Here is a 21,624-nt window from a genome sequence, read left to right as displayed (position 1 = left end):
AAGGAGCTAGACCCTATGACCAATCCTCTTCTCGCTGACTGGAATACCCCCTTCGGCCTGCCGCCATTCGCCGACATATCTGATGATGATTTCGCCCCGGGATTTGACGCCGCGTTGGACGAAGCGCGCGCTGAACTGGCCACAATCACGGATAATGCCGACGCGCCAACGTTCGAGAACACGATCGACGCGTTGGAACTGATGGGTGAGGCAATGCACAAGGTTCTGGCGCCATTTTACATGCTTGCTGGCGTTGACAGCAATCCGGCCCGCGAAGCGTTGCAGCGCGGGTTTTCCCCGAAGCTGGCGGCATGGGGATCGGAAGTCTCGATGAACCCCAAGCTGTTCGCCCGCGTCGAAACCCTGTGGAACAAGCGAGACGATTTGAACCTGACGGCGGAACAATTGAGGGTGCTGGAGCTGACGCGGCGCGGTTTCGTGCGCGCTGGCGCGCAGTTGGAAGGGGCTGATTTTGACCGTTTGAAAGAGGTCAAAGAACGGCTTGCAGTGATCGGGACGCAGTTCACCCAGAACCTGCTGGCGGATGAGCGGGACTGGTCCATGCCGCTGTCGGAGGAGGTTCTTGAAGGCTTGCCGGATTTCGTCGTGGCAACGGCCCGCGCGGCGGCTGACGCCGCTGGCGAGGACGGCTATCTGCTGACGTTGTCGCGCTCACTGATCGTGCCGTTCTTGCAGTTTTCACCGCGACGCGACCTGCGTGAAGTGGCCTATGAGGCTTGGGTCGCACGCGGCGCCAACGGCGGCGACACCGACAACCGCGCCATCGCTGCGGAAACCCTGAAGTTGCGCGAAGAGCGGGCCAAACTGTTGGGGTATAAAGACTTTGCGAGCTACAAGTTGGAAACCGAAATGGCCAAAACGCCGGACGCGGTGCGCGATTTGCTGACGCAAGTTTGGCACCCAGCAAAGGCGCAAGCCGATCTGGACGCCCAAAAGCTGACGGAAATGATGCATGCGGACGGGATCAACGGCGATCTGGAAGCTTGGGATTGGCGCTATTATTCCGAAAAACGCCGCGCGGCGGAGCATGACTTGGACGAGGCCGCGATCAAGCCCTACTTGCAACTGGACCGGATGATTGAGGCCGCGTTTGACTGTGCGACGCGCCTTTTTGGTTTGCAGTTCGCGCCGATCACCGCCGATTTGCATCACCCTGACGCCCGCGCATGGGATGTCACCCGAGATGGAAAGCACATCGCGGTGTTTATCGGTGACTACTTTGCACGGGGCGGCAAGCGGTCCGGTGCGTGGTGCTCTGCCATGCAGTCGCAGCAAAAACTGCGCGCCGACATCCGCCCGCATGTGATCAATGTCTGCAACTTTGCTAAACCGGCGAAAGGCAGCCCCGCCTTGTTAAGCTACGACGACGCGCGGACGCTGTTCCACGAGTTTGGTCATGCTTTGCACCAGATGCTGTCCGATGTGACTTACGAATCCATCTCCGGCACGTCCGTGGCACGTGACTTTGTTGAATTGCCCAGCCAGCTGTACGAGCACTGGTTGGAGGTCCCTGAAGTGTTGCAAAAATTCGCGACCCACGCGGAGACCGGCGAGCCCATGCCCGCTGATATGCTAAAGCGTATGCTGGACGCGGGCACGTATGATCAAGGTTTCTCGACCGTTGAATACGTCGCCTCCGCGATGGTTGATCTGGAATTCCACTCAGGCGACGCGCCCGCCGATCCGATGGCGCGGCAAAGCGAAATTCTGGACGCGATGGGCATGCCGCCCGCGATCCGGATGCGCCACGCCACGCCACATTTCGCGCATGTCTTCGCTGGGGACGGATATTCGTCCGCGTACTACAGCTACATGTGGTCAGAGGTCATGGACGCAGATGCATTTGAGGCATTCGAGGACGCAGGTGACGCATTCGATGGGGCCACGGCGCAGAAACTGGAGACACATATCCTGTCCGTCGGCGGGCTGCGTGAGGCGGACGAGCTTTACACAGAGTTCCGTGGGCGGCTACCGGGGGTGGAGGCTTTGTTAAAGGGGCGCGGGTTAGATAACGTGGCGTGAGCCTTACGTCTGAGCAGGTGGACGCGCTTATCCAGATCGTCCGCGATGTTGCGGCCAAAGAAGTCAGGCCGTTCTTTCGCAATCTGGATACGTCTGACATCGACAGCAAATCGGCCCCAGATGATCTGGTGACGGTTGCCGATCGTGCGGCTGAGCTAGCCATTGCGGCGGCAGTGGCAAAGCTGCTGCCCGACGCTGCGATTGTGGGGGAGGAGGCGGTGTCCGCTGACGCCTCTATTCTAGACCGCGTGGGGCAGGGGCAGGTCGTTGTCATTGATCCCATCGACGGAACGTGGAACTTCGCCCACGGGCTCTCTACCTACGGTGTGATTTTAGCGGTCGTTGAGGACGGGGAAACAGTGTTCGGCATGCTGTATGACCCTAGCTACGACGATTGGATCGTATCGCAAAAAGGACAGGGCGCATGGTTTCGCGACGCGAAGGGCAAGCGCCGGCGGCTCTTGTTGGATGCGCCGGCAGAGGCGACCGATTGTTTCGGGTTTGTTGGCATTTCGTTGTTCACCAAAGCGGAGCAAGCGAAGATCGCGGCAGAGCTACCAGCATTTCGGCGAACGTTGTCGTTGCGCTGTTCTTGCCATGAGTACCGCACGCTGGCTCAGGGCGGGGCGCAGTTTTGCCTGAACGGGATGCTCAATGTGTGGGACCACGCGGCGGGTGTGCTGATTTACCAAGAAGCTGGCGGTGTCGCGCGCCTTCTGGACGGGCGTGCGTACCATCCCACGATGCGCAAGGGCCAGCTTCTGACTGCCGCGTCAGAGGCGCTGTGGCGAGATGTGGCGGCGCGGTTCAGCTTTTTGGTTTAGCACTGTCGCGGACGGCTACTCGCGGATCTCTCCGGGCATAAGTCCCCACATTTTTTCGCGGGGCATCCAGCCTTTTGCGCCGTCTACAGTCACGCGGCACCAGTATTTATCGCATTGCCCCAGCCGCGCGACGACGCCCATTTCAGCGTGTGCCACGATAAGCGAGCCGGTGTCTGCGGTTTTGTAGATCGGGGACATGTCTTCCTCGATCAGGCCGAATCTGGAGCCGGACAACAAGGAGTAATGGACCCAACCGCCTGCGCCGTCGCGGTCGATGACGCGTCGCCAGTGGCCGTGCTCTGCTACGATCTGCAAAGGCATATTGCGGTGCTTAAATACCCAGTCGATGCGGTGGGACAGGGATGGGCCGCGACGCACGTTGCCCTCGGCGGCCTTCAGCGAAACAAAGCGCGGAAGCGGTAGGTTGGTGACGGGGCCACGCTCTGCGGCGAGGGCCAGCACTGGAGACCATAGCAAACATGCGACCAAAGCCGCAATCTTGATAACCCGTTTCATTAATCGTCCTGCTTGCACTGCTGCGCTTGTTTTATGCGGGGCATTTCTTGGCTTGCCCCTTTGGCTGCGATCTTGTCACTATGGGTGCAGAAATTCCACTCAAGGATGAGCCCTTATGCCAAACCAGAAGCTGAGTGTTGTCGTGACGCGACGGTTGCCCGAGCATGTAGAGACCCGAATGACAGAGTTGTTCAATGTCTCCTTGCGGTCCGACGACGTACCCATGACACGGGAAGAACTGGTAGAGGCCGTAAAAACCGCTGATGTGCTGGTCCCGACATTGACGGATAAGATTGACGCGGGGCTTCTTGGGCAAGCGAGCGAAAAGCTGAAGCTGATCGCCAACTACGGTGCGGGGGTGGACCACATTGATGTGCACACCGCACGTCAGCGCGGGATACTCGTGTCGAACACACCGGGGGCTGCGGCGGAAGACACCGCCGATATGACGATGGCGCTGATTCTGGCGGTGACCCGCCGCATTCCCGAAGGCCTCGCGGTCATGCAATCGGGTGACTGGGACGGCTGGTCCCCGACGGCCTTAATGGGAGGGCGCATTTCTGGGCGCCGTCTTGGCATTCTTGGCATGGGGCGGATCGGGCAGGCTGTGGCGCGCCGCGCACGTGCGTTTGGAATGCAGATCCACTACCACAACCGTAAAAAGGTTCATGAGGGCATCGCGAACGACTTGGAGGCAACTTATTGGGAGAGCCTCGACCAGATGATCGCGCGGATGGACGTTGTGTCGATCAACTGCCCGCATACGCCCTCGACCTATCACTTGATGAACGCACGCCGCCTAAAGCTCATGAAGCCCGACGCTGTGATCGTAAACACGTCCCGTGGGGAGGTCATTGACGAGAACGCGCTGACGCGGATGCTGCGGGCTGGCGATTTGGCGGGGGCGGGCTTGGATGTGTTTGAGCACGGCACCCAAATCAACCCGCGCTTGCGCGAGTTAAAAAACGTGGTGCTGTTGCCGCATATGGGGTCGGCGACCCGTGAGGGGCGCCTAGAGATGGGCGAAAAAGTCCTGCTGAATATCAAGACCTTCGCAGACGGCCACCGTCCCCCAGATCAAGTCGTTCCCGGGACGCTCTAACGTTCTGCCGGACTTGTCGGCGGATTTCCCCTGCGATCCGGAACATTTCGGGCCGCGGCCCGTTGTCCCTTCATACCGTAACCGAATGAAAGGAATACGAGATGAATTGGGATCAAGTCGAAGGCAACTGGAAAGAGTGGAAGGGCAAAGCCCAAGCAAAATGGGGTGAGCTGACCGACGACGAGTTGGATCAAGCCGCAGGTAAGCGCGAAGAGATCGAAGGCCTGCTGCAGCAGAAATACGGGAAAACCAAGGAAGAAGCGCGCGCCGAAGTCGACAGCTTCATGGCGAGCTAATCATGGCTGACACTGACCGTACTGAAACCGATGCCCGTGGCCAACTGTTCGACCAGCTTGATGATATCCGTGCGGGCATGCTTGGGGTCGAAGGCTCTGGCCAGCACATGCAGCCGATGACCCACTACTTCGACCGTGACACGGGCGAATTGTGGTTCATCACATCGACCGACACCGACTTGGTGCGTGCGGTGGGGCAGGGCAGCACGGCGCACTTCTGCGTCCAAAGCACGTCGCAAGATTACTACGCGTGCTTGTCAGGCCCAATCCATCAAAGCCAAGATGAGGCGAAGCTGGACGAAATCTGGACCGCTGTAGCGGCCGCCTTCTTTGAAGATGGTCGCGAGGACAAAAAGATTTGCCTGCTGCACATGCCTTTGCGTGAAGCTGCCATTTGGTCCTCTCCGGGCAACCCGCTGATGTTCGGCTTCGAGGTTCTGCGCGCCAATATGGGCGATGGAACTGCGGACGCTGGCACACACAAGGTGATTAACTTCGCCGCTGCCGCATAAACGAAAAGAGCCCCGCTGGTCTAGCGGGGCTCTTCTACATCCAGGGGTAGATTTCGCGGGGTTACCCGTCGATCTTGCCGCCCATGATGGCAATTGCCTTTTGGTACACCCCAGCCGCGTTCCATTGCTTGATCACCGCGAAGTTGGCTTGGCCCTCTTGGTATCCAGCGCCGCGCTTCCAGCCCTTTCCTTTCAAGAAATTCGCCGTGGACGCCAGTGCGTCCGATAGGTTGTTCAGGTCAATGCGACCGTCGCCGTTTCCGTCTTGGCCGTATTTCAGCACATTACCTGGCAGAAATTGCGTGTGACCGACTTCGCCGTGTTTCGCGCCCACGGAGTTCGGGGAGATGATACCGCGGTCGACCAGCTTGAGGGCTGCTAACGTGTGGCCGGTGAAGAAGTCGGAGCGGCGGCAGTCGTAGGCCAAAGTCGCGATAGAAGAGACGACGTTGCTGTCGCCCATAAATCGGCCGAAGCCGGTTTCCATCCCGTGGATGGCGATAATGACTCCAGCGGGAACACCGTACTTTTGCTCTAGAGAGCTGTAGAAGCCCGCGCTCTTGGCTTTGCGTTTGCGGCCTTGGGCGATGATGGTGTCCGCGCCGCGCACTTTCATGAACTTATCCAAGGAATACTTGAAGCTCTTCTGATTGCGGTCCGCAGCAATCGTGCGCTTCGCATAGCTTGTGCCAGCCAAGGCAGCGAGTCCGCGCTGGCCAACGCCTGCCGACGCCGCCTCACTTGCGAAGGCTGCTTTCCACGCGTTGAACCCGCCAGCACTGTTCCCGCATTGTGCGGCGACGGAGGGCGAGGCGAGGGTGAGGGCAGCTAGAAAAACGACGGAACGTAGCATGGGATCTAATCCAATTGAGGGAGAACAATTCCGAGCAGAATATCCGCGCGGCAATCTTGGCGCAACTGGCTGTGCTTGTGTTGTCGGAAATGGTGGATTTTGGGTCGAATGGTGATCTGGAATTGGCGAATGCCTTGCTAGACAGAAGCTAAGTAAGCCCAATGGGAGTCGGTTAAAATGAAAACGCATGTCAAAGCATTGGTCGTCGGCGGCGGTGCCGTTGGGACCTCCATCGCCTACCATTTGGGCAAGGCGGGCTGGGATACAATGCTGCTGGAACGCGACGAGCTGACGTCTGGCTCCACTTGGCATGCGGCGGGCTTGCTGCCCTATTTCAACATGTCCTTCGCGACGACCCACATCCACGACTACTCCATCAAGTTCTACAAGCAGCTAGAGGCGGAAACCGGCCTAAACGCCGGATTTTCAGTTTGCGGTAATCTGCGCATGGCCCGTACCCAAGAAAGAATGGACGAATATGCGCTCTATTCGTCGACTGCTGAAACGGTCGGCGTACCGCATGAATGGATGACACCCGCCCAAATAAAAGACCGCTGGCCCCTGATCCGCACGGATGACTTGAAGGGCGCCATTTACCACAACACCGACGGCTACATTAACCCCGCCGACGTCACCATGGCGATGGCGAAGGGAGCGCGCCAACATGGTGTGACGGTGGAACGGAAGTGGCAAGTTGACGGCTACGAATGGACAGGGTCGGAATGGCGCGTGACCGTCACCAAAATGGTGGAAAAGGGCGGCAACCTCGTGGCCTCCGAGGAGCAGGCCGTGATCACGGCGGAACATGTTGTCACCGCAACCGGCAACCACGCGCAACGCACGGCGGAGCTTTTGAAGATCAAGATCCCAGCGATCCCTGTAGAGCATCAGTTCATCGTGATGGAGCAGGACCCTGCGCTGGTAGACTGGCGCAAAACCAACCCCGAGCATCCCGTTATTCGGGATGCGGATGCGCAGAGCTACGTACGTGAGGAGCGCGGCGGTTGGATATTGGGCGTCTACGAGAAGAACGCACCCACGCGGTTCGAGTATGGCGTGCCTGACAGCTTCCGCGCCGATCTGTTCCAGCTGGATCTGGAGCGGATAGAGCAGCAATATATGGAGATGATCCACCGCATTCCGTCGTGTGAGGAATGCGGCCTCAAGGATGATTTCAACGGCCCCATCTGTTACACCCCCGACGGGAACCCACTTGTCGGCCCCGCGCCCGGGCTGCGCAATATGTGGCTGGCGGAGGGGTTCTCCTTCGGGATCACGGCAGCGGGTGGCACCGGCTACTACCTTGCCCAGATGATGGTCGAGGGCGAAGCAGAGATCGATATGGCGTCGCTTGACCCCAAACGCTACGGCTCGTGGATGACCACAGAGTTCGCCGCGCGCAAGAACGAAGAGTGCTACGAACACGTCTACATCCTTCACCACCCCGACGAGGAACGCCCCGCCGCGCGGCCGCTGCGAACATCCCCCGCCTACGATCGCCAAGCTGCGCGCGGTGCCCAGTTTGGTTGGGTCAATGGCTGGGAGCGCCCGAACTATTATGCGCCGACGGGATTCAACGACCATGACAGCCGCTCTTTCCGCCGTGGCGGCTGGTGGCAATATGCCGTCGAGGAAGCCAAAGCCATCCGAGAGGGCGTGGGCCTTGTGGACGCCACGGCCTTCACCAAGCACGTGGTCAAAGGGCCGGGCGCAGAGGCATTCTTGGATTGGTTCACCACGAACAAGCTGCCAAAAGTGGGGCGCATCAACCTGACCTACGCCCTCACTGACGCAGGCACCACGCGCACGGAATACACCATCGTGCGGCTGTCAGATGACGAATTCTACCTCGTATCCGCTGGTGCGTGGACGGCCTATGACGCGGATTACCTGCGCAAGGCCATTGAGGACAAGGAAGCTCAGTTCGGGCGGATCGAATGTCAGGATGTCACGACGCAATGGGGCGTGTTCGCGATTGCCGGTCCAAAATCACGCGATGTGCTGAATGCGGTGATCAAGGACCGCGACCCTGAAACTGCGCTTAGCAACAAGCGTTTCCCGTGGCTGAGTGCAAAGCAGATCGAGTTAGGCATGTGTCCCGTCAATGCTATCCGCGTCGCCTACACGGGGGAGCTGGGGTGGGAGTTACACCACCCAATTGAGATGCAGAATTACCTCTTCGACCTTCTGGAAAAAGCAGGTGAGCCGCATGGCATGAAACTGGTGGGCGCACGGGCGCAAAACTGGCTCAGAATGGAGAAGTCCTACCGTGCCTTCGGCACGGAATTGGGCCGCGACGCGACCCCGTTAGAGGCCGACCTGCCGCGCTTCGTGGACTTGTCAAAAGACTTCCACGGTAAGGCGGCCATGGAGGCCAAGGGCATCCGGTCCAAATGTGTAACGCTGATGATCGACGGGCCCGACGACGCGGATCCGTGGGGGCGCGAGGCGTTGTATTCCGGTGATACCAAAGTGGGGCGTTTGACGTCGGGCGGCTACTCCGTCGCGTTTGGGAAAAGCATCGGCATAGGGTATGTTACGCCGGATTTGGCGGCGGTGGGCACCAAGGTGCAGGTCCGCATGCAACGCAAGCTGTGGGACGCAACGGTCGTTGAAGACAGCCCGTATGACCCCAAGAACGCGACCATCCTTGTCGATGGTTAAGTCGGGTTGGGGGCGGCGACGCCCCTCCCTGCTAGCTTTGAAACCGCGTGGGCGATAGGGCTGCAACTGTTTCGGCGTCCAGTTCGGACTGGTCGCCGCTTATCAGGTCGACCAATAGCTGGCTGGCGGCAGGCGCGGTTTGAAACCCGTAGCCACCTTGCCCCGCACACCACCAGAACCCTGCCGTGTCTGACGCGCCAATGGCCAGGCACCGGTCTGGGGTGAAGGTGCGCAACCCCGCCCAGTTCGCAATCATGCGCTGAACCGGCTGCGTCACATGGGCGTCATAGCGGGCAATGCCTTCCGCCAATGTCATGTCCTCGGCCCACGCATCCATTGGGGCAACAGGCGTTTCGTCCGCGGGGGAGATCAGCAACGCCCCCGCGTCGGGTTTGGCGTACCATTCCTCCCCGGGGCCGAACAACATCGGCCACCGCGCAACGTTATAGCCGTCCGGTGCGGAGACACGCGCCATGGATCGGCGCAGGGGGTGCAGCCCCAACGGCGCGACGCCCGCGAGCGTCGCAATCTGCTCCGCCCAAGCCCCCGCCGCATTTATGATCTGGCGCGCCGTATATGTCTCGTCCGCAGTCACCTGCCAGCCATCACTTGTTTTCGTGATTTTTGTGACGTCGGCCCGCGTTACCACTGTGCCACCATTGCCGCGAAGCTGGCGGATGAAGCGTTGGATTGCCGCGTCGGTGTCGATGTCCCACGCGGCTTCGTGGTATGCGACTTGAAGAACGGTTTCTGGGTCCAACACGGGGAACAAGTCTTGGGCTTCTTCGAGCGTGAGACGACGCAGATGCATAGACTTCATGTCGTCGGTGAAAGCTTGTTCATTTCCAGCGCGCCCCAACAACATCATACCGCGCGGCATGTCCCGCGAGCCGTTCACGTTCAGGTGCCAATCCTTACTCGCACGGTTCAGCGCGACGGTGGAGGGACTTCCATAAGTTTCCTCGAACATGGCGGCGGACCTGCCGGAGGCGTGGTAGGCAAGGGCGTCTTCGCGCTCCAGCAAAGTGACGCTACCCAGCTCTGACAGCCGCGCCGCAGCGGATGCGCCAGCGATGCCGCCGCCGATCACAAGAAAATCGCTCATACCTCTTCGAGGCGGTCTGTGGCGGGGGACGGGGCTTGGCTTAACGCGGTCAGTTGGTCATACAAAGCGTCACCCATTTCGAAGTCCAAGGCGGCTAATGAAGGGGCCAACTGTTCGCTGGAGCGTGCGGAGATGATCGGGGCAGCGATGTGCGGATTTTTGGCGACCCAAGCCACCGCCAATGTGGCGGCGTCGGTCCCGTTTTGCGCCGCGATTGCTGGCAGGGCGGCGGCGGCTTCATGCATCCACGCAACATCGTACCGCGCGTTGTAGCGCGCATCTTCGGCCAAGCGACCGCTGGCGTCCTCGCGGGCATATTTGCCAGTCAACAACCCGCCGCCCAATGGTGAATACGGCACAACCGCGATACCTTGGTCTGCACAGGCGGGAAGGATCTCCACCTCTGCCTGCCGCTTTACGAGGTTGTACATCGGTTGCAGCACATCAATCGTCGCGCCCAAACCTCGTGCCGCTTGCGCCGCTTTCATCACTTGCCATGCGGCGAAGTTGGAAATGCCGATATACCGGATCAACCCGTCTTCGCGCAGCTCCGCCAGCGCTTCGAGGCTTTCAGACAGAGGAGTGTCCGGGTCAAACCTGTGCAGATACATCAGATCAACCGTGTCGATCTTCATCCGCTCGCGGCTTTCCTCGAAGGATTGCAGCACGTTGGATTTGGTCGCGGGCTTGTCGTATGCGGCCTTGGTGGCGACGATGACGTCGTCGCGCTCGGACTGTACAAAGCGACCAAGCATCGTTTCCGACTGACCGCCGGTGTAAACGTAGGCCGTGTCGAAGAAGTTGATGCCTGCGGTTCGGCAATCCTCATACATGGACTGGCTGGCGACGATATCAGCCTTGCCACCGAACTGCATGGTGCCGAAGCAAAGCTTGGATGCGGGGGCCCCGTTGGCCGTGATCAAATGTGTCATGCCCATGAGACTGGCAGAGATCATGCCGGCAATAAAGATCATTCCGCGCGTCATTGTCCTAGAACAACCCTCCGCCAGTGCGAAGCTGCCATAGTCAGGGCCAAAGACATCGCAGCGCTTTTGGCGGGCGGTTTAAAAGGACAAGAGATGACTGACCACGCACCACCTAGCCTGCTAGAGGAGCTTCCGGGCGATTTGATGATGTGGGTTCTGATCATCAGCGAACTGCTGATTTTTGGCGCGGGGCTTGTCGTGTTTTTGTCGCTGCGCATCAGTGATCCAATCGGCTTCGCCGAGGCGCAATCGCATTTGGATCGCACGAGCGCGGCGGTGAACACGGTGATTTTGATCACAAGCGGATACTTGGCCGCGAAGGGGCTGCATCTCCGTCTGAACGCTAGGCGCACTGCGGCGCGGTTGGCGCTCGTTGTAGCGGCGGCGTTGGGCGCGGTCTTTATTGCCATCAAGTCCGCCGAGTTTGCCGATAAGGCCGCGCAGGGGATCAGCTACGACACCCACCCGTTCTTCATGTTGTACTTTCTGTTAACCGGGTTTCACGCGGCGCATGTTGTGGCGGGTGTTTTGGTGCTGTTGCTGGTGGCTTGGCGGGACACGCCGGAGGACGTCGAGATGGGGGCCGCCTTCTGGCACATGGTCGATCTAGTCTGGGTTCTGCTGTTTCCCGTAATTTACTTACTAGCATGAGCATGTTGAAAATGGACGCTCTCACCCGCGCTTGGCTTGCGCTACTTGTGTTCAGCGGACTGACCGCTGCAGCCTCTACGTTGGTGGGTGGCGGGGCTGACACGCGGATCACAGGTATTGTCGTGCTCGTGCTGGCCCTATTGAAGTCGCGTCTAATTTTATCGCGGTATCTTGGGCTGGCTGACGCGCCTGCGTGGCGGCGCGGATTTAACCTGTCGTTAACCCTGTTTGGCTTGTTGCTGCTTGGGCTGTACCTGTTTCCGACGCTTTAGGCCGCATGCGGTAAGCACAAAAAAGGCCCGCGATGATGCGCGGGCCTTCGTCGTCATTTGATGGCGCCCCTTAGTTCGGGATGTCACCTTTGATGCCTTCAACGTAGAAGTTCATGCCAGCCAAAGTGCCGTCATCAGCTGTTTCGCCGTCAGCCAGCCAGTCGGAGCCGTCCTGCTTTTTCAAGGGGCCGGTGAACGGCATGTAGGAGCCGTCTGCGATGCTGTCTTTCAGCGCCAAGGCTTCAGCCTTCACGTCCGCTGGAACCGCGTCGGAGATTTCACCGATGCCAACCATGCCCGGCGCGATGCCGTCCCAAGTGTCGGTGCTTTCCCAAGTGCCATCCATAACGGCCTTGGTGCGGGCGATGTAGTAGGGGCCCCAATTGTCGATGATCGAGGAAACGCGTGGCATTGGCGCATATTCCGACATGTCGGATGCTTGGCCAAAGGTGATCACGTTACCAGCCTTTTGAGCCGCTGCCTGCGGTGCGGTGGAGTCGGTGTGCTGCAAGATTACGTCCGCGCCTTGCTCAATCAGCGCGGTCGCCGCGTCGGCTTCTTTTGCTGGATCAAACCATGTGTAGGCCCAAACTACGCTGAACTCCACGTCTGGGTTTGCCTTCTTGGCGTGGATGTAGGCCGAGTTGATGCCGCGGATAACCTCAGGGATCGGGAAGGACCCGATGTAGCCGACCTTGTTGGTCTTGGTCATCTTGCCCGCGATGTGACCTTGCACTGCACGGCCCTCATAGAAGCGTGCGGAGTATGTCGACACGTTGTCAGCGCGTTTGAAGCCGGTGGCGTGCTCGAACTTCACGTTCGGGAACTTGGCCGCAACGGCCAGCGTCGGGTCCATGTAGCCGAAAGACGTCGTGAAGATCAGGTCCGCGCCGGACAAGGCCATTTGCGTGATAACGCGCTCTGCGTCGGCACTTTCAGGCACGTTCTCTTGGTAGATGGTTTCGACCTTGTCGCCGAACTCTTTTTCAACAGCCAAACGGCCTTGGTCGTGCTCGTATGTCCAGCCGCCGTCGCCGACTGGCCCGATGTAGACGAAGCCTACTTTGGTTTTGTCTTCGGCAAATGCGCCGCTGGTCATGGCAAGGGCGGCTACGGCCCCTGCAAGGATGGTTCTGCGTTTCATGTGTGGTTTCTCCCCAGGTTTAGAACTTATGTTGGCCTCAGTTGGAGGCGTGGAATGCGCGGCCCAGACAGGCAGGCGCGGCAAGTGAAGCGCGGCTTTTTCCACCCTTGCGCGGGGCAGACATAATGACCAGCACGGCGATGGTTATCAGATACGGAGACATGGACAAGTATTCCACAGGTATTGCCAAGCCTGCGGCTTGCAAATTCAACTGTAAAACGGTCACGCCGCCAAAAAGATAGGCACCCAGCAGAACACGCAAGGGGCGCCACGAGGCAAACACCACGATCGCCAGCGCGATCCAGCCTGCACCGGCGGTCATGCCTTCGGTCCATTGCGGCACGCGGATCAGGCTAAGATACGCTCCGCCAAGCCCCGCACAGGCCCCGCCGAACATGATCGCCAGCAATCGGACTTTGACTACCTTATAGCCAAGCGCGTGGGCAGCATCGTGATTTTCACCCACCGCGCGCAGGATTAGCCCGACGCGGGTAAACTTAAGTACCACCCAAGAACCCACGCATAAGAGCAAGGTCACATAGACCATCCAGTCGTGATTGAAGAGCACAGGGCCGATGAAAGGAATGTCGCCCAAGGGGCCGAAGTTAAGTTTCTCAACGCTTGGCGGGCGCAGCCCGACATAGCCTTGCCCCAACATCGACGACAGCCCCAAACCGAACAGCGTCAGCGCGAGGCCGGTGGCCACCTGATTGGACAACAGGATCTGCGTGAGTAGCCCGAATATGAGGGAAAGCACCGCGCCGCCCACTGCGGCTGCGGCAAAGCCCAACACGGGGGAGCCGCTTTCCACAGCAATTGCAAAACCGCAAATGGCACCGGTGATCATCATGCCCTCAACCCCGAGGTTGAGAACGCCGGACTTCTCAACGATCAACTCGCCAAGTGCGGCCAGCAAGATCGGCGTTGCGGCGACCATAAGGGACGCGACCAACAGGGTGGGGGAGATTGCTGAAAGGTCCATTTACACAACCTCCCTTTTGCCAAATCGAATGCGGTAGTTGGTCAGCACATCGACCGCCAACAAGAAGAACAGCAGCATCCCTTGGAACGCCTGAATGGCCGCAGACGGCACCCCCAGCATGAAGCTTGCCAACTCGCCGCCGATATAGGTCAGCGCCATCAGCAAACCGGCCAGCAATATGCCAATCGGGTTCAGGCGGCCTAGGAAGGCCACGATGATCGCGGTGAAGCCGTAACCCACGTTGAAGTCGATGCTGATTTGACCTGCCGGACCGGAGACCTCGAACAGCCCCGCAAGGCCAGCAAGTGCGCCGGATGTGCCAAGGCAGAACAAGATCAACCGTGCAGGCTCCACCCCGCCGAAGCGCGCGGCTTTGGGGGCTTGCCCCGCGAGGCGGATGTGAAAGCCCATCATGTGTTTCGAGAACAAGATATATGCGAAAATTACGGCGACGATAGCCGCGACAACGCCCCAGTGAAGGCCAGTGTTCGGCAATAGCTCCGCGTTGAAGGCGGAAGGGTACTCCTTAAAATTGCGTGACCCCGGGAAGCCATTGCCCTCTGGATTGCGCAACGCGCCCAAGGCCATCGAGGCCAGAATGAACTCCGCCACATAGACCAGCAGCAGGGAAACCAGAATTTCGTTGGTGTGAAACCTCACCTTAAGGATGCCGGGGATCATCGCCCAAAGGAAGCCGCCCAATGCGCCAGCGGCGACCATCAATGGAAAGATGAAAACGCTTTCCGTCGGGTGGAAGGCCAAGCCCACAGCCGCGCCAGAAATGGCGCCCATGATGTATTGCCCCTCGGCCCCAATGTTCCAGACGCCAGCACGAAACCCCATGGCCAAACCGGTCGCGATAAGGATCAGCGGTGCGGCTTTGACCAAAAGTTGCGGTCGCGAGAATGCCGCGAATTGCTCGTTGAACAGCGGGTCCCAGAAAATTGTGCGAATGGCGATGAACGGGTCTTTTCCGAGCAGCGCAAACATAAGTCCGCCCGCGATCATCGTGGCGATAACCGCCAGAACGGGGGTGATTGCTGTCCACAGCTTGGACGGTTGCGGGCGTTTTTCTAGGGTAATCATAGCTGTGCCACCTTCGCGGGTTCCAGATCATGGGCCCCGCCCAGCATCAGTCCGATTTGATCCACTGTCAGTCCTGCCGCTTCGACTGGTGCGCTAAGGCGGCCTTCGTTCAGCGCCGCGAAGCGGTCGGATATTTCCATGAGCTCGTCCAAGTCCTGACTGATCACGACGATCGCCGCACCTGCGGCCGCAAGGTCCAACAGTGCCTGTCGGATCGCCGCTGCGGCAGAGGCATCAACGCCCCATGTCGGTTGGTTGACGACGAAGACAGTCGGGTTCTGAATGATCTCGCGACCAATGACGAATTTTTGCAGGTTGCCTCCGGACAGTGCCCGCGCTGCGGTATTGGGAGAGGGGGTCCTGACGTCGAACTTCTGGATGATCTGCTTCGCGAATTCGCGGGTTTTGCCCCAGTCGATCATGCCGTGGCTTTGCAAGCCCTCTCGCACGGCACCCGACAGCAGGGCGTTTTCTGTGAGAGACATGTCCGGCGCGGCGGCGTGGCCCAACCGCTCCTCTGGGGCGGCCAGCACGCCCAACGCACGGCGCGCGTTGGGGCCAAGTTGACCTATGGGCGCACCCGCCAGTTTAACCTTCGCGTCCGGTGACAGAATTTCGCCCGAGATCACGGAGCACAGCTCGTCTTGGCCGTTACCTGCGACACCACCGATGCCAAGAATTTCGCCTTTTTGTACCGACAGGTTGATGCCCTTCAGGGATGTGCCGAACGCCGCACGTGCCGCAACATCTAGGGCGGTGATCTCTAATGCGACGTCTTGTGGCTGGCGCGGTGTTTTCTGCGGGACATGCAACTCCCCGCCGACCATCATTTCGGCCATGGCGCGGGCGGTTTCTTGACGCGGGTTGCAGGTGGCAACTTTCTTGCCCAAGCGCAGGACTGTGGCGTAGTCACAAAGCGCGCGAATTTCTTCCAGTTTGTGCGAGATATAAAGGATCGAGCAACCCTCGCCGCGCAGCTTTTCCAAGGTCTGGAACAGGATCGCGACCTCTTGCGGGGTCAGAACCGAGGTAGGCTCGTCCATAATCAAGAGCTTGGGGTTTTGCAGCAGGCAGCGAATGATCTCTACCCGTTGGCGCTCCCCTGCGGACAAGTCACCAACCAGTTGATCAGGGTCCAACGGCAGGCCGTAGGTCTCGGAGACCTCGCGGATGCGGGCCGACAGGTCACGCATCTTTGGCGGGTTTTCCATACCAAGGGCGATGTTCTCCGCAACATCCAATGCCTCAAAAAGGGAGAAGTGTTGGAACACCATTGCCACCCCCGTTGCACGCGCGGCGCGGGGTTCGGCGGGGGCAAATGGCGCGCCCTTAAATGTCATTGTGCCAGCGTCGGGCTTGACCAGCCCGTAGATCATTTTGACCAACGTGGATTTTCCGGCGCCGTTTTCGCCCAGCAGCGCGTGCACTTCTCCGGGGCGGATAGAGAGGGAGACGTGGTCGTTCGCAACAACACCGGGGTAGGCCTTGGTCAGACCCTCGATCGTCAGCAGGTCTTCACCTGCTATGCTCAACCGTTCATCCATCAAACCGCGACATCCTTCCCCAAGGTCTTCGTTTGCAACGACACAAGTAGCTCAGTTGTCACGCCCACCGCAATGGCTTGCGGGTGTTTGCCAAGCGACGGTTGACCGATTGGGCAGCGTATGCGTGAAATTTGTGCGCTGCTATGGCCAAGGTCCTGAAGTCGCGACCTAAATCGCGCCCATTTAGTGGCGGAACCAATAAGCCCCGCAGCTCCAAACCCATGGCTGAGCAGGCGATGGCACAGTTCGAAATCATAGACGTGGGAGTAGGTAAGGATGAGGTGCCGTGCATTCTTCGGGGCCAGATGGGCGGCGTCGGGAATACTGGTCGCGACAAGCTCCGTCACATGCGGGATGGCAGGTCGGTCCATTGGAAAGCGATCCGACGCGCTGTCGATCCAGGTTATATCGAAGGCTTGCGTAGGGGCCACGGTATTTACAATGGCACGCCCGACATGACCGGCCCCCCAAACCCATAGTGGGACCCGTGCGGGTTCTACGGGTTCGAAGATCCAACCGCTCTCGAAAATCAACTGCTCGCCAGAGCCGTTGCGCGCATTTGCCATAGCACGCGTGATTGCCAAGGGCTGCGGGCTGTCGCCCTGAACGCGGCGTGCGAAGCCGGTTTCAAGTTGCGGCACCGTATCAAACACCTCTGTTACCAAGGTGACAGCCCCCCCACAGCATTGCCCCAAAGCTGGGCCAAGCGGTACGCGGGTGACTGATGCGGACTGCGCGACGCGGGCGCGCCTCACGGCCTCCAACTCCAGCGCACCGCCGCCAATTGTCCCCGATTGTCCGCCAGACCAAACCAGCATGGCGGTTCCCGTTTCGCGCGGGCAGGAACCGTGGTCTGCTGCTATCACGATCCTAGCGACACGACCGTGTTGTTCGAGCGCGTGACGCAATGCATGGGCGTCGAAACTCACGCGCGCTGCTTCTGGCAGGCCATCAAAATACGCTCTGGCGTCGCAGGCGCATCAAGGTCTGGATAGGCGTCGCCGCAAGCTGCAATCGCGTTAGAGAGCGCCAGCCATGCGGAAATGCCGTGCATGAACGGCGGCTCGCCCACGGCCTTGGACTTGAAAACAGTATCGGCGCGGTTCTCGCCATCCCAAAGCACGACGTTGAAGACCTCGGGGCGGTCCGATGCGGTCGGGATTTTGTAGGTCGAGGGGGCGTGTGTTTTCAGATTGCCCTTAGTGTCCCAGACCAGTTCCTCAGTGGTGAGCCAACCCGCGCCTTGAACATAGCCCCCCTCGATCTGGCCAATGTCGAGCGCAGGGTTCAGGGATCGTCCGCAGTCATGCAGGATATCGGTGCGCAGAATACGGTTCTCGCCCGTTAGGGTGTCGATCACCACCTCTGTCACAGCGGCGCCGTAGGCGAAGTAGAAGAACGGGCGGCCATGGCCCTTGATCCGGTCCCACTGGACGTCGGGCGTGGCGTAGAAACCCGTCGCGGACAGTGAAATCCGGTTCTCGTAGGCTTTCGCGGCGGCCTCAGAAAAGCTGAGTTTCTGGCCGTCGAATAGGACCATACCCCCGTCGAACTTAACCTCGCCGTCAGACAGATGCGCCGCGATGCGTGCTTTGATGGTTTCGCAGGCGTTCAGCACTGCCATGCCGTTCAGATCGGAGCCCGACGACGCGGCGGTGGCCGATGTGTTGGGCACCTTGCCGGTGTCGGTGGCGGTGATCTTGACCATGTCGAGGGGCACCCCGAAGGATTGCGCCGCGACTTGGGCCACCTTGGTGAACAGTCCCTGACCCATTTCGGTGCCGCCGTGGTTCAGGTGAATGGAGCCGTCTTGGTAGACATGCACCAACGCGCCCGCCTGATTCAGGTGGGTCAGCGTGAAGGAAATACCGAACTTCACCGGCGTCAGCGCGATGCCGCGCTTCAGGACGGGGTTTTTCTCGTTCCACTCCGCCACGGCTTGGCGGCGGGTGTGGTATTCGGATGAGAGCACCAGTTCATCGACCAGCTCTTGGATGATGCTATCGGTGACCTCCATCCCGTAGGGCGTGGTTTGTGTGGTGTCGCTATCGGCGGAGGCATAGAAGTTCTCGCGCCGGACATCCAAGGCGTCCATGCCCAAGACGTCAGCGATGTGGTCGATCACCCGCTCGATCCCGATCACCCCTTGCGGGCCGCCAAACCCACGGAAAGCCGTGTTGCTTTGAGTGTTGGTTTTCAGTCGGTGGGAGGTGATGCGGGCGTGTTCCAGATTGTAAGCGTTGTCCGCGTGAAGCATCGCGCGGTCGGCAACCGGTAGGGATAAATCCTGCGCCCAGCCGCAACGCACATAGTGCGTGAAGTCCACCGCAGCGATGCGGCCATGCTCGTCAAAGCCCACGTCGTAATCCACACGAAACTCATGACGCTTCCCTGTGATAATCATGTCGTCGTCACGGTCATAGCGCATTTTCACCGCGTGGCCGTGTTTGTCTGCAACCACCGCGCAGGCGACGCACAGCGCGTTGCCTTGGCTTTCCTTGCCACCGAACCCGCCGCCCATGCGCCGGACTTCGACGCGCACGGCGTTCATCGGGCGGCCAAGGGCCTCTGCTACTTTGTGCTGGATCTCGGTCGGGTGTTGCGATGACGCATGGATGACCATGTCGCCGCCTTCCTGCGGTACGGCAAGCGCGGCATGACCTTCCAGATAGAAATGCTCTTGGCCGCCGATCTCGAAACTGCCTTGTACGCGGTGTGCGGCTTTCGCGAGATATGTATCCGCGTCACCCTTGGTGTAGATGCGTGGGCCGTCCTCGAAACGGGAATTCGCGGCCATTGCGTCGTCGATCGTTAGGATTGGCGTCTGCTCCGCGTAGTCCACTTTGGCCAGTTGCGCAGCTTTGCGCGCTGCTAAGTGGGAGGTTGCGACAACGATGAACAGCGGCTGGCCCAAGTAGTGGACGGTGCCATCCGCGAGCAACGGTTCATCATGGTTTGACGGGCTGACGTCGTTGTCGTGCGGCAGGTCTGCGGCACTAAGGACGTCGACAACGCCCTGCGCGCTGCGGACGTCATCGAGATTCATTCCTAAAATGTCGGCCTTGGCCACGGTGCTGAGGCCGAAGGCCAGATGCAACGTGCCGCGTGGCGTCGGGATGTCATCGGTATAGCGCGCCGCGCCTGTTACATGCAGCGGGCCCGCGTCATGGGCGGTGTTTTTGCCGACGCTCATGGGTGCACCTCCAGCACGGAGGTGGGGATCCCGAGACTTTCAACGTAGGCGCGGCGGAGCATGTTTTTGGCGGTTTGCATGCGGTACTCGGCCGATGCGCGCATGTCACTCATCGGGGTGTAGTCCTTGTCGAACCCGTCGAGCGCCGCTTCCATGTTGTCCTCTGACCATGCTTTGCCGATCAGGGCGTTCTCCACATGTGTTGCCCGTTTTGGCGTGCCGGCCATGCCGCCGAACGCGATGCGGGCCTTCGCGACTGAGCCACCTGCGACGACGATGTTGAAGCATCCGCACACGGCAGAGATGTCTTGGTCAAAGCGTTTCGATAGTTTGTAGCATTTCACGGTGTCGCGCTGCTTCGGGATTGTCACAAACTCCACGAACTCGCCGGCTTGGCGGTCTTGCTTGCCGTACTCGATGAAGAAATCCTCAAGCGGCATGTCGCGGCGTGTATCGCCGCATCGTAAATGAAGCGTCGCGCCAAGGGCGATCAACGCAGGCGGGCCGTCCCCGATGGGGGAGCCATTGGCGATGTTGCCACCAATGGTGGCTGCGTTGCGCACTTGGGTTGATCCGTACCGCCGGAGCATTTCGGCGAAAGACGGGTATAGCGGTGCCACGGCTTCCAGAAGCTGCGAGATCGTGCAGGCCGCTCCAATCCGCAGCCCGTCTTCCGTGGTCTCAATGCGTTGCAAGTCGGCGCAACGTCCGGTGAAAGCTATGTTGTTCAACTCACGCAGCTGCTTTGTCACCCAGAGGCCAACATCGGTGGCCCCGCCAATCAGGGTGCCGTCAGGGTTGTCCTTGTACCACGCCGCCAGCGCGTCGGAGCTTTCCGGCATAGGGTAGGGCGGGGCAGAGCCCACCGCGCGGTCGTCCATCCAGTCGGGCACTGGCTGCGCCTCAGCCTCTTGGGCGGCGCGGATGATGGGGGCGTAGCCTGTGCAGCGGCACAGGTTTCCGGCCAGCTGGTCTTCGTGATTGGTCGCGCCGTTCTTATGCGCCGCTGCCATCGTGGTGATGAAGCCGGGCGTGCAGAACCCGCACTGAGAGCCGTGGTGATCCACCATCGCGCGTTGCACGGGATGCAACTCACCGTGCGGTCCGGACACGCCCTCCACCGTGCGCACCGCACGGCCTGCGAGTTGGGGCATAAACAAGATGCAGGCGTTCATCGCCTTGGATACGCCATGCTCGTCGGTGACGATCACAGAGCACGCGCCGCAGTCGCCTTCGTTGCAGCCTTCTTTTGTCCCTGTCAGGGCGCGCCGTTCGCGCAGAAAGTCGAGCAAGGCCTCGGTCGGGCCGACCTCGGCCTCCACGGTCTCTCCGTTCAGAAGAAACGTTAGCATATGGAAATTATCCTGCCGCGTTACGTGTCATGTTATCCCAAAACTGCATGCCTTCGATGCGACGTAGAAGGCGCGTGGGATTTTGTTGCTACGCAGGAAAGCGCAGGAAACGCCTTTTGGCAAGCGTTTCAGTCTTTCTGTTGATGAATTTGGGCTTCCCAAGCCAGTCGTTGCCATTCCAACCAACCTTGCAACGGGATAAGCGCGTTGGGTTCCATCCGGCACATGCGTTGACGGCCTTCCTTGCGGGTCGCGATGATGCCGCCAGCCTCCATGACTTTTATATGCTGCAAGAATGACGGCAGCGCCATGTCGTGTGGGGCGGCCAGTTCCTTGACCGCTGCGGGGCCGTGGGCCAGCCGCTCTATGATGGCGCGGCGTGTCGGGTCGCCAAGGGCGGCGAAGAGCGTATCGAGTGAATGGTTAGCCATGATCCTAACTAACCTGACGGCACGCAACCTGCAACAACAGAGGGCGCTGACGATCATCGTTTCGGGGT

21 protein-coding genes are annotated in these 21,624 nt (G+C 59.8%); 9 read left to right on the top strand and 12 right to left on the bottom strand.

All coding sequences use genetic code 11. From position 1 onward, the window contains the following. Window positions 1-15: 15 nt before the first annotated feature. The gene (locus BLW66_RS11165; protein ID WP_089947239.1) at window positions 16-2,043 is read left to right on the top strand and encodes a M3 family metallopeptidase; all 2,028 of its coding nucleotides are present in this window, start codon (window positions 16-18) and stop codon (window positions 2,041-2,043) included. After that, window positions 2,040-2,867: an inositol monophosphatase family protein gene (locus BLW66_RS11160; protein ID WP_089947238.1), complete on the top strand. Its 828-nt coding sequence runs from the start codon at window positions 2,040-2,042 to the stop codon at window positions 2,865-2,867. Before BLW66_RS11165 ends, BLW66_RS11160 begins: the two co-directional genes overlap by 4 nt. A gap of 15 nt (window positions 2,868-2,882) precedes the next feature. On the opposite strand, the gene BLW66_RS11155 is transcribed toward BLW66_RS11160, so the two are convergent. Next, window positions 2,883-3,383, bottom strand: coding sequence for an SH3 domain-containing protein (locus BLW66_RS11155; protein WP_089947237.1), 501 nt, complete (start codon window positions 3,381-3,383; stop codon window positions 2,883-2,885). Window positions 3,384-3,498: 115 nt separating this feature from the next. Between BLW66_RS11155 and BLW66_RS11150 the strand changes: the two genes are divergently transcribed. From BLW66_RS11150 to BLW66_RS11140, 3 genes are all read left to right on the top strand, one after another. Continuing rightward, entirely contained in the window at window positions 3,499-4,485 is a 987-nt protein-coding gene (locus BLW66_RS11150; protein ID WP_089947236.1) for a 2-hydroxyacid dehydrogenase, read from the top strand. 101 nt (window positions 4,486-4,586) lie between these two features. Further along, entirely contained in the window at window positions 4,587-4,781 is a 195-nt protein-coding gene (locus BLW66_RS11145) for a CsbD family protein (RefSeq protein WP_089947235.1), read from the top strand. 2 nt (window positions 4,782-4,783) lie between these two features. Next, a complete protein-coding gene (locus BLW66_RS11140) occupies window positions 4,784-5,293 on the top strand; it encodes a pyridoxamine 5'-phosphate oxidase family protein (RefSeq protein WP_089947234.1) in 510 nt (169 codons plus the stop codon). 61 nt (window positions 5,294-5,354) lie between these two features. Here the strand turns inward: BLW66_RS11140 and BLW66_RS11135 are convergent, their stop codons facing one another. Then, on the bottom strand, window positions 5,355-6,146 hold the full coding sequence (locus BLW66_RS11135) for a lytic murein transglycosylase (protein ID WP_089947233.1): 792 nt from the start codon (window positions 6,144-6,146) through the stop codon (window positions 5,355-5,357). Between the two features lie 14 nt (window positions 6,147-6,160). Between BLW66_RS11135 and BLW66_RS17930 the strand changes: the two genes are divergently transcribed. Both BLW66_RS17930 and BLW66_RS11130 read left to right on the top strand, forming a co-directional pair. Further along, the gene (locus BLW66_RS17930) at window positions 6,161-6,298 is read left to right on the top strand and encodes a hypothetical protein (protein ID WP_170833461.1); all 138 of its coding nucleotides are present in this window, start codon (window positions 6,161-6,163) and stop codon (window positions 6,296-6,298) included. A gap of 25 nt (window positions 6,299-6,323) precedes the next feature. Continuing rightward, window positions 6,324-8,810 (top strand): GcvT family protein, encoded by a 2,487-nt coding sequence (locus BLW66_RS11130; RefSeq protein ID WP_089947232.1) that lies wholly within the window; start codon window positions 6,324-6,326, stop codon window positions 8,808-8,810. A gap of 31 nt (window positions 8,811-8,841) precedes the next feature. Here the strand turns inward: BLW66_RS11130 and BLW66_RS11125 are convergent, their stop codons facing one another. Next, window positions 8,842-9,915 carry an NAD(P)/FAD-dependent oxidoreductase gene (locus BLW66_RS11125; protein ID WP_089947231.1) on the bottom strand — a complete coding sequence of 358 codons (1,074 nt, stop codon included), beginning with the start codon at window positions 9,913-9,915 and terminating at the stop codon, window positions 8,842-8,844. Next, window positions 9,912-10,889 carry an aldo/keto reductase gene (locus tag BLW66_RS11120; protein WP_425283332.1) on the bottom strand — a complete coding sequence of 326 codons (978 nt, stop codon included), beginning with the start codon at window positions 10,887-10,889 and terminating at the stop codon, window positions 9,912-9,914. Before BLW66_RS11120 ends, BLW66_RS11125 begins: the two co-directional genes overlap by 4 nt. Before the next feature lie 105 nt (window positions 10,890-10,994). Between BLW66_RS11120 and BLW66_RS11115 the strand changes: the two genes are divergently transcribed. Both BLW66_RS11115 and BLW66_RS11110 read left to right on the top strand, forming a co-directional pair. After that, window positions 10,995-11,552, top strand: coding sequence for a cytochrome c oxidase subunit 3 (locus tag BLW66_RS11115; RefSeq protein WP_089947230.1), 558 nt, complete (start codon window positions 10,995-10,997; stop codon window positions 11,550-11,552). Continuing rightward, a complete protein-coding gene (locus BLW66_RS11110) occupies window positions 11,549-11,824 on the top strand; it encodes a cytochrome C oxidase subunit IV family protein (protein ID WP_089947229.1) in 276 nt (91 codons plus the stop codon). Before BLW66_RS11115 ends, BLW66_RS11110 begins: the two co-directional genes overlap by 4 nt. Window positions 11,825-11,894: 70 nt before the next feature. Here BLW66_RS11110 and BLW66_RS11105 read toward each other — a convergent pair whose 3' ends face one another. From BLW66_RS11105 to BLW66_RS11070, 8 genes are all read right to left on the bottom strand, one after another. Beyond that, complete coding sequence (locus tag BLW66_RS11105) at window positions 11,895-12,968, bottom strand: BMP family ABC transporter substrate-binding protein (protein WP_089947228.1); 1,074 nt, start codon at window positions 12,966-12,968, stop codon at window positions 11,895-11,897. 37 nt (window positions 12,969-13,005) lie between these two features. Continuing rightward, entirely contained in the window at window positions 13,006-13,950 is a 945-nt protein-coding gene (locus BLW66_RS11100; protein WP_089947227.1) for an ABC transporter permease, read from the bottom strand. Beyond that, window positions 13,951-15,036, bottom strand: a complete 1,086-nt coding sequence (locus BLW66_RS11095; RefSeq protein ID WP_089947226.1) for an ABC transporter permease — start codon at window positions 15,034-15,036, stop codon at window positions 13,951-13,953. Beyond that, window positions 15,033-16,580 (bottom strand): ABC transporter ATP-binding protein, encoded by a 1,548-nt coding sequence (locus BLW66_RS11090; protein WP_089947225.1) that lies wholly within the window; start codon window positions 16,578-16,580, stop codon window positions 15,033-15,035. The genes BLW66_RS11095 and BLW66_RS11090 overlap by 4 nt, the downstream gene beginning before the upstream one ends. Further along, a complete protein-coding gene (gene xdhC, locus BLW66_RS11085; RefSeq protein ID WP_342027823.1) occupies window positions 16,580-17,446 on the bottom strand; it encodes a xanthine dehydrogenase accessory protein XdhC in 867 nt (288 codons plus the stop codon). The genes BLW66_RS11090 and xdhC overlap by 1 nt, the downstream gene beginning before the upstream one ends. 59 nt (window positions 17,447-17,505) lie before the next feature. Then, window positions 17,506-19,773 carry a xanthine dehydrogenase molybdopterin binding subunit gene (gene xdhB / locus BLW66_RS11080; protein WP_089947223.1) on the bottom strand — a complete coding sequence of 756 codons (2,268 nt, stop codon included), beginning with the start codon at window positions 19,771-19,773 and terminating at the stop codon, window positions 17,506-17,508. Next, window positions 19,770-21,125, bottom strand: coding sequence for a xanthine dehydrogenase small subunit (locus tag BLW66_RS11075; RefSeq protein WP_089947222.1), 1,356 nt, complete (start codon window positions 21,123-21,125; stop codon window positions 19,770-19,772). Before BLW66_RS11075 ends, xdhB begins: the two co-directional genes overlap by 4 nt. Before the next feature lie 128 nt (window positions 21,126-21,253). Beyond that, window positions 21,254-21,556, bottom strand: a complete 303-nt coding sequence (locus BLW66_RS11070; protein WP_089947221.1) for an ArsR/SmtB family transcription factor — start codon at window positions 21,554-21,556, stop codon at window positions 21,254-21,256. Window positions 21,557-21,624: the final 68 nt, after the last annotated feature.

This window comes from Litoreibacter albidus, from assembly GCF_900107015.1.
In the GTDB taxonomy this organism is placed as follows: domain Bacteria; phylum Pseudomonadota; class Alphaproteobacteria; order Rhodobacterales; family Rhodobacteraceae; genus Litoreibacter; species Litoreibacter albidus.
The sequence above is the reverse complement of the archived record's forward strand: the minus strand, read 5'-3'. Positions and strand labels throughout refer to the sequence as shown.

What these genes read in the sequence shown, in the direction of transcription:
- xdhB (WP_089947223.1), bottom strand. Translation starts at nt 19,773, where the DNA reads ATGAGCGTCGGCAAAAACACCGCCCATGACGCGGGCCCGCTGCATGTA.
- BLW66_RS11155 (WP_089947237.1), bottom strand. Translation starts at nt 3,383, where the DNA reads ATGAAACGGGTTATCAAGATTGCGGCTTTGGTCGCATGTTTGCTATGG.
- BLW66_RS11090 (WP_089947225.1), bottom strand. Translation starts at nt 16,580, where the DNA reads ATGGATGAACGGTTGAGCATAGCAGGTGAAGACCTGCTGACGATCGAG.
- BLW66_RS11150 (WP_089947236.1), top strand. Translation starts at nt 3,499, where the DNA reads ATGCCAAACCAGAAGCTGAGTGTTGTCGTGACGCGACGGTTGCCCGAG.
- BLW66_RS11130 (WP_089947232.1), top strand. Translation starts at nt 6,324, where the DNA reads ATGAAAACGCATGTCAAAGCATTGGTCGTCGGCGGCGGTGCCGTTGGG.
- BLW66_RS11070 (WP_089947221.1), bottom strand. Translation starts at nt 21,556, where the DNA reads ATGGCTAACCATTCACTCGATACGCTCTTCGCCGCCCTTGGCGACCCG.
- BLW66_RS11140 (WP_089947234.1), top strand. Translation starts at nt 4,784, where the DNA reads ATGGCTGACACTGACCGTACTGAAACCGATGCCCGTGGCCAACTGTTC.
- BLW66_RS11105 (WP_089947228.1), bottom strand. Translation starts at nt 12,968, where the DNA reads ATGAAACGCAGAACCATCCTTGCAGGGGCCGTAGCCGCCCTTGCCATG.
- BLW66_RS11100 (WP_089947227.1), bottom strand. Translation starts at nt 13,950, where the DNA reads ATGGACCTTTCAGCAATCTCCCCCACCCTGTTGGTCGCGTCCCTTATG.
- BLW66_RS11120 (WP_425283332.1), bottom strand. Translation starts at nt 10,889, where the DNA reads ATGATCTTTATTGCCGGCATGATCTCTGCCAGTCTCATGGGCATGACA.
- BLW66_RS11165 (WP_089947239.1), top strand. Translation starts at nt 16, where the DNA reads ATGACCAATCCTCTTCTCGCTGACTGGAATACCCCCTTCGGCCTGCCG.
- BLW66_RS11095 (WP_089947226.1), bottom strand. Translation starts at nt 15,036, where the DNA reads ATGATTACCCTAGAAAAACGCCCGCAACCGTCCAAGCTGTGGACAGCA.
- BLW66_RS11135 (WP_089947233.1), bottom strand. Translation starts at nt 6,146, where the DNA reads ATGCTACGTTCCGTCGTTTTTCTAGCTGCCCTCACCCTCGCCTCGCCC.
- BLW66_RS11145 (WP_089947235.1), top strand. Translation starts at nt 4,587, where the DNA reads ATGAATTGGGATCAAGTCGAAGGCAACTGGAAAGAGTGGAAGGGCAAA.
- BLW66_RS11125 (WP_089947231.1), bottom strand. Translation starts at nt 9,915, where the DNA reads ATGAGCGATTTTCTTGTGATCGGCGGCGGCATCGCTGGCGCATCCGCT.
- BLW66_RS11115 (WP_089947230.1), top strand. Translation starts at nt 10,995, where the DNA reads ATGACTGACCACGCACCACCTAGCCTGCTAGAGGAGCTTCCGGGCGAT.
- BLW66_RS11110 (WP_089947229.1), top strand. Translation starts at nt 11,549, where the DNA reads ATGAGCATGTTGAAAATGGACGCTCTCACCCGCGCTTGGCTTGCGCTA.
- BLW66_RS11075 (WP_089947222.1), bottom strand. Translation starts at nt 21,125, where the DNA reads ATGCTAACGTTTCTTCTGAACGGAGAGACCGTGGAGGCCGAGGTCGGC.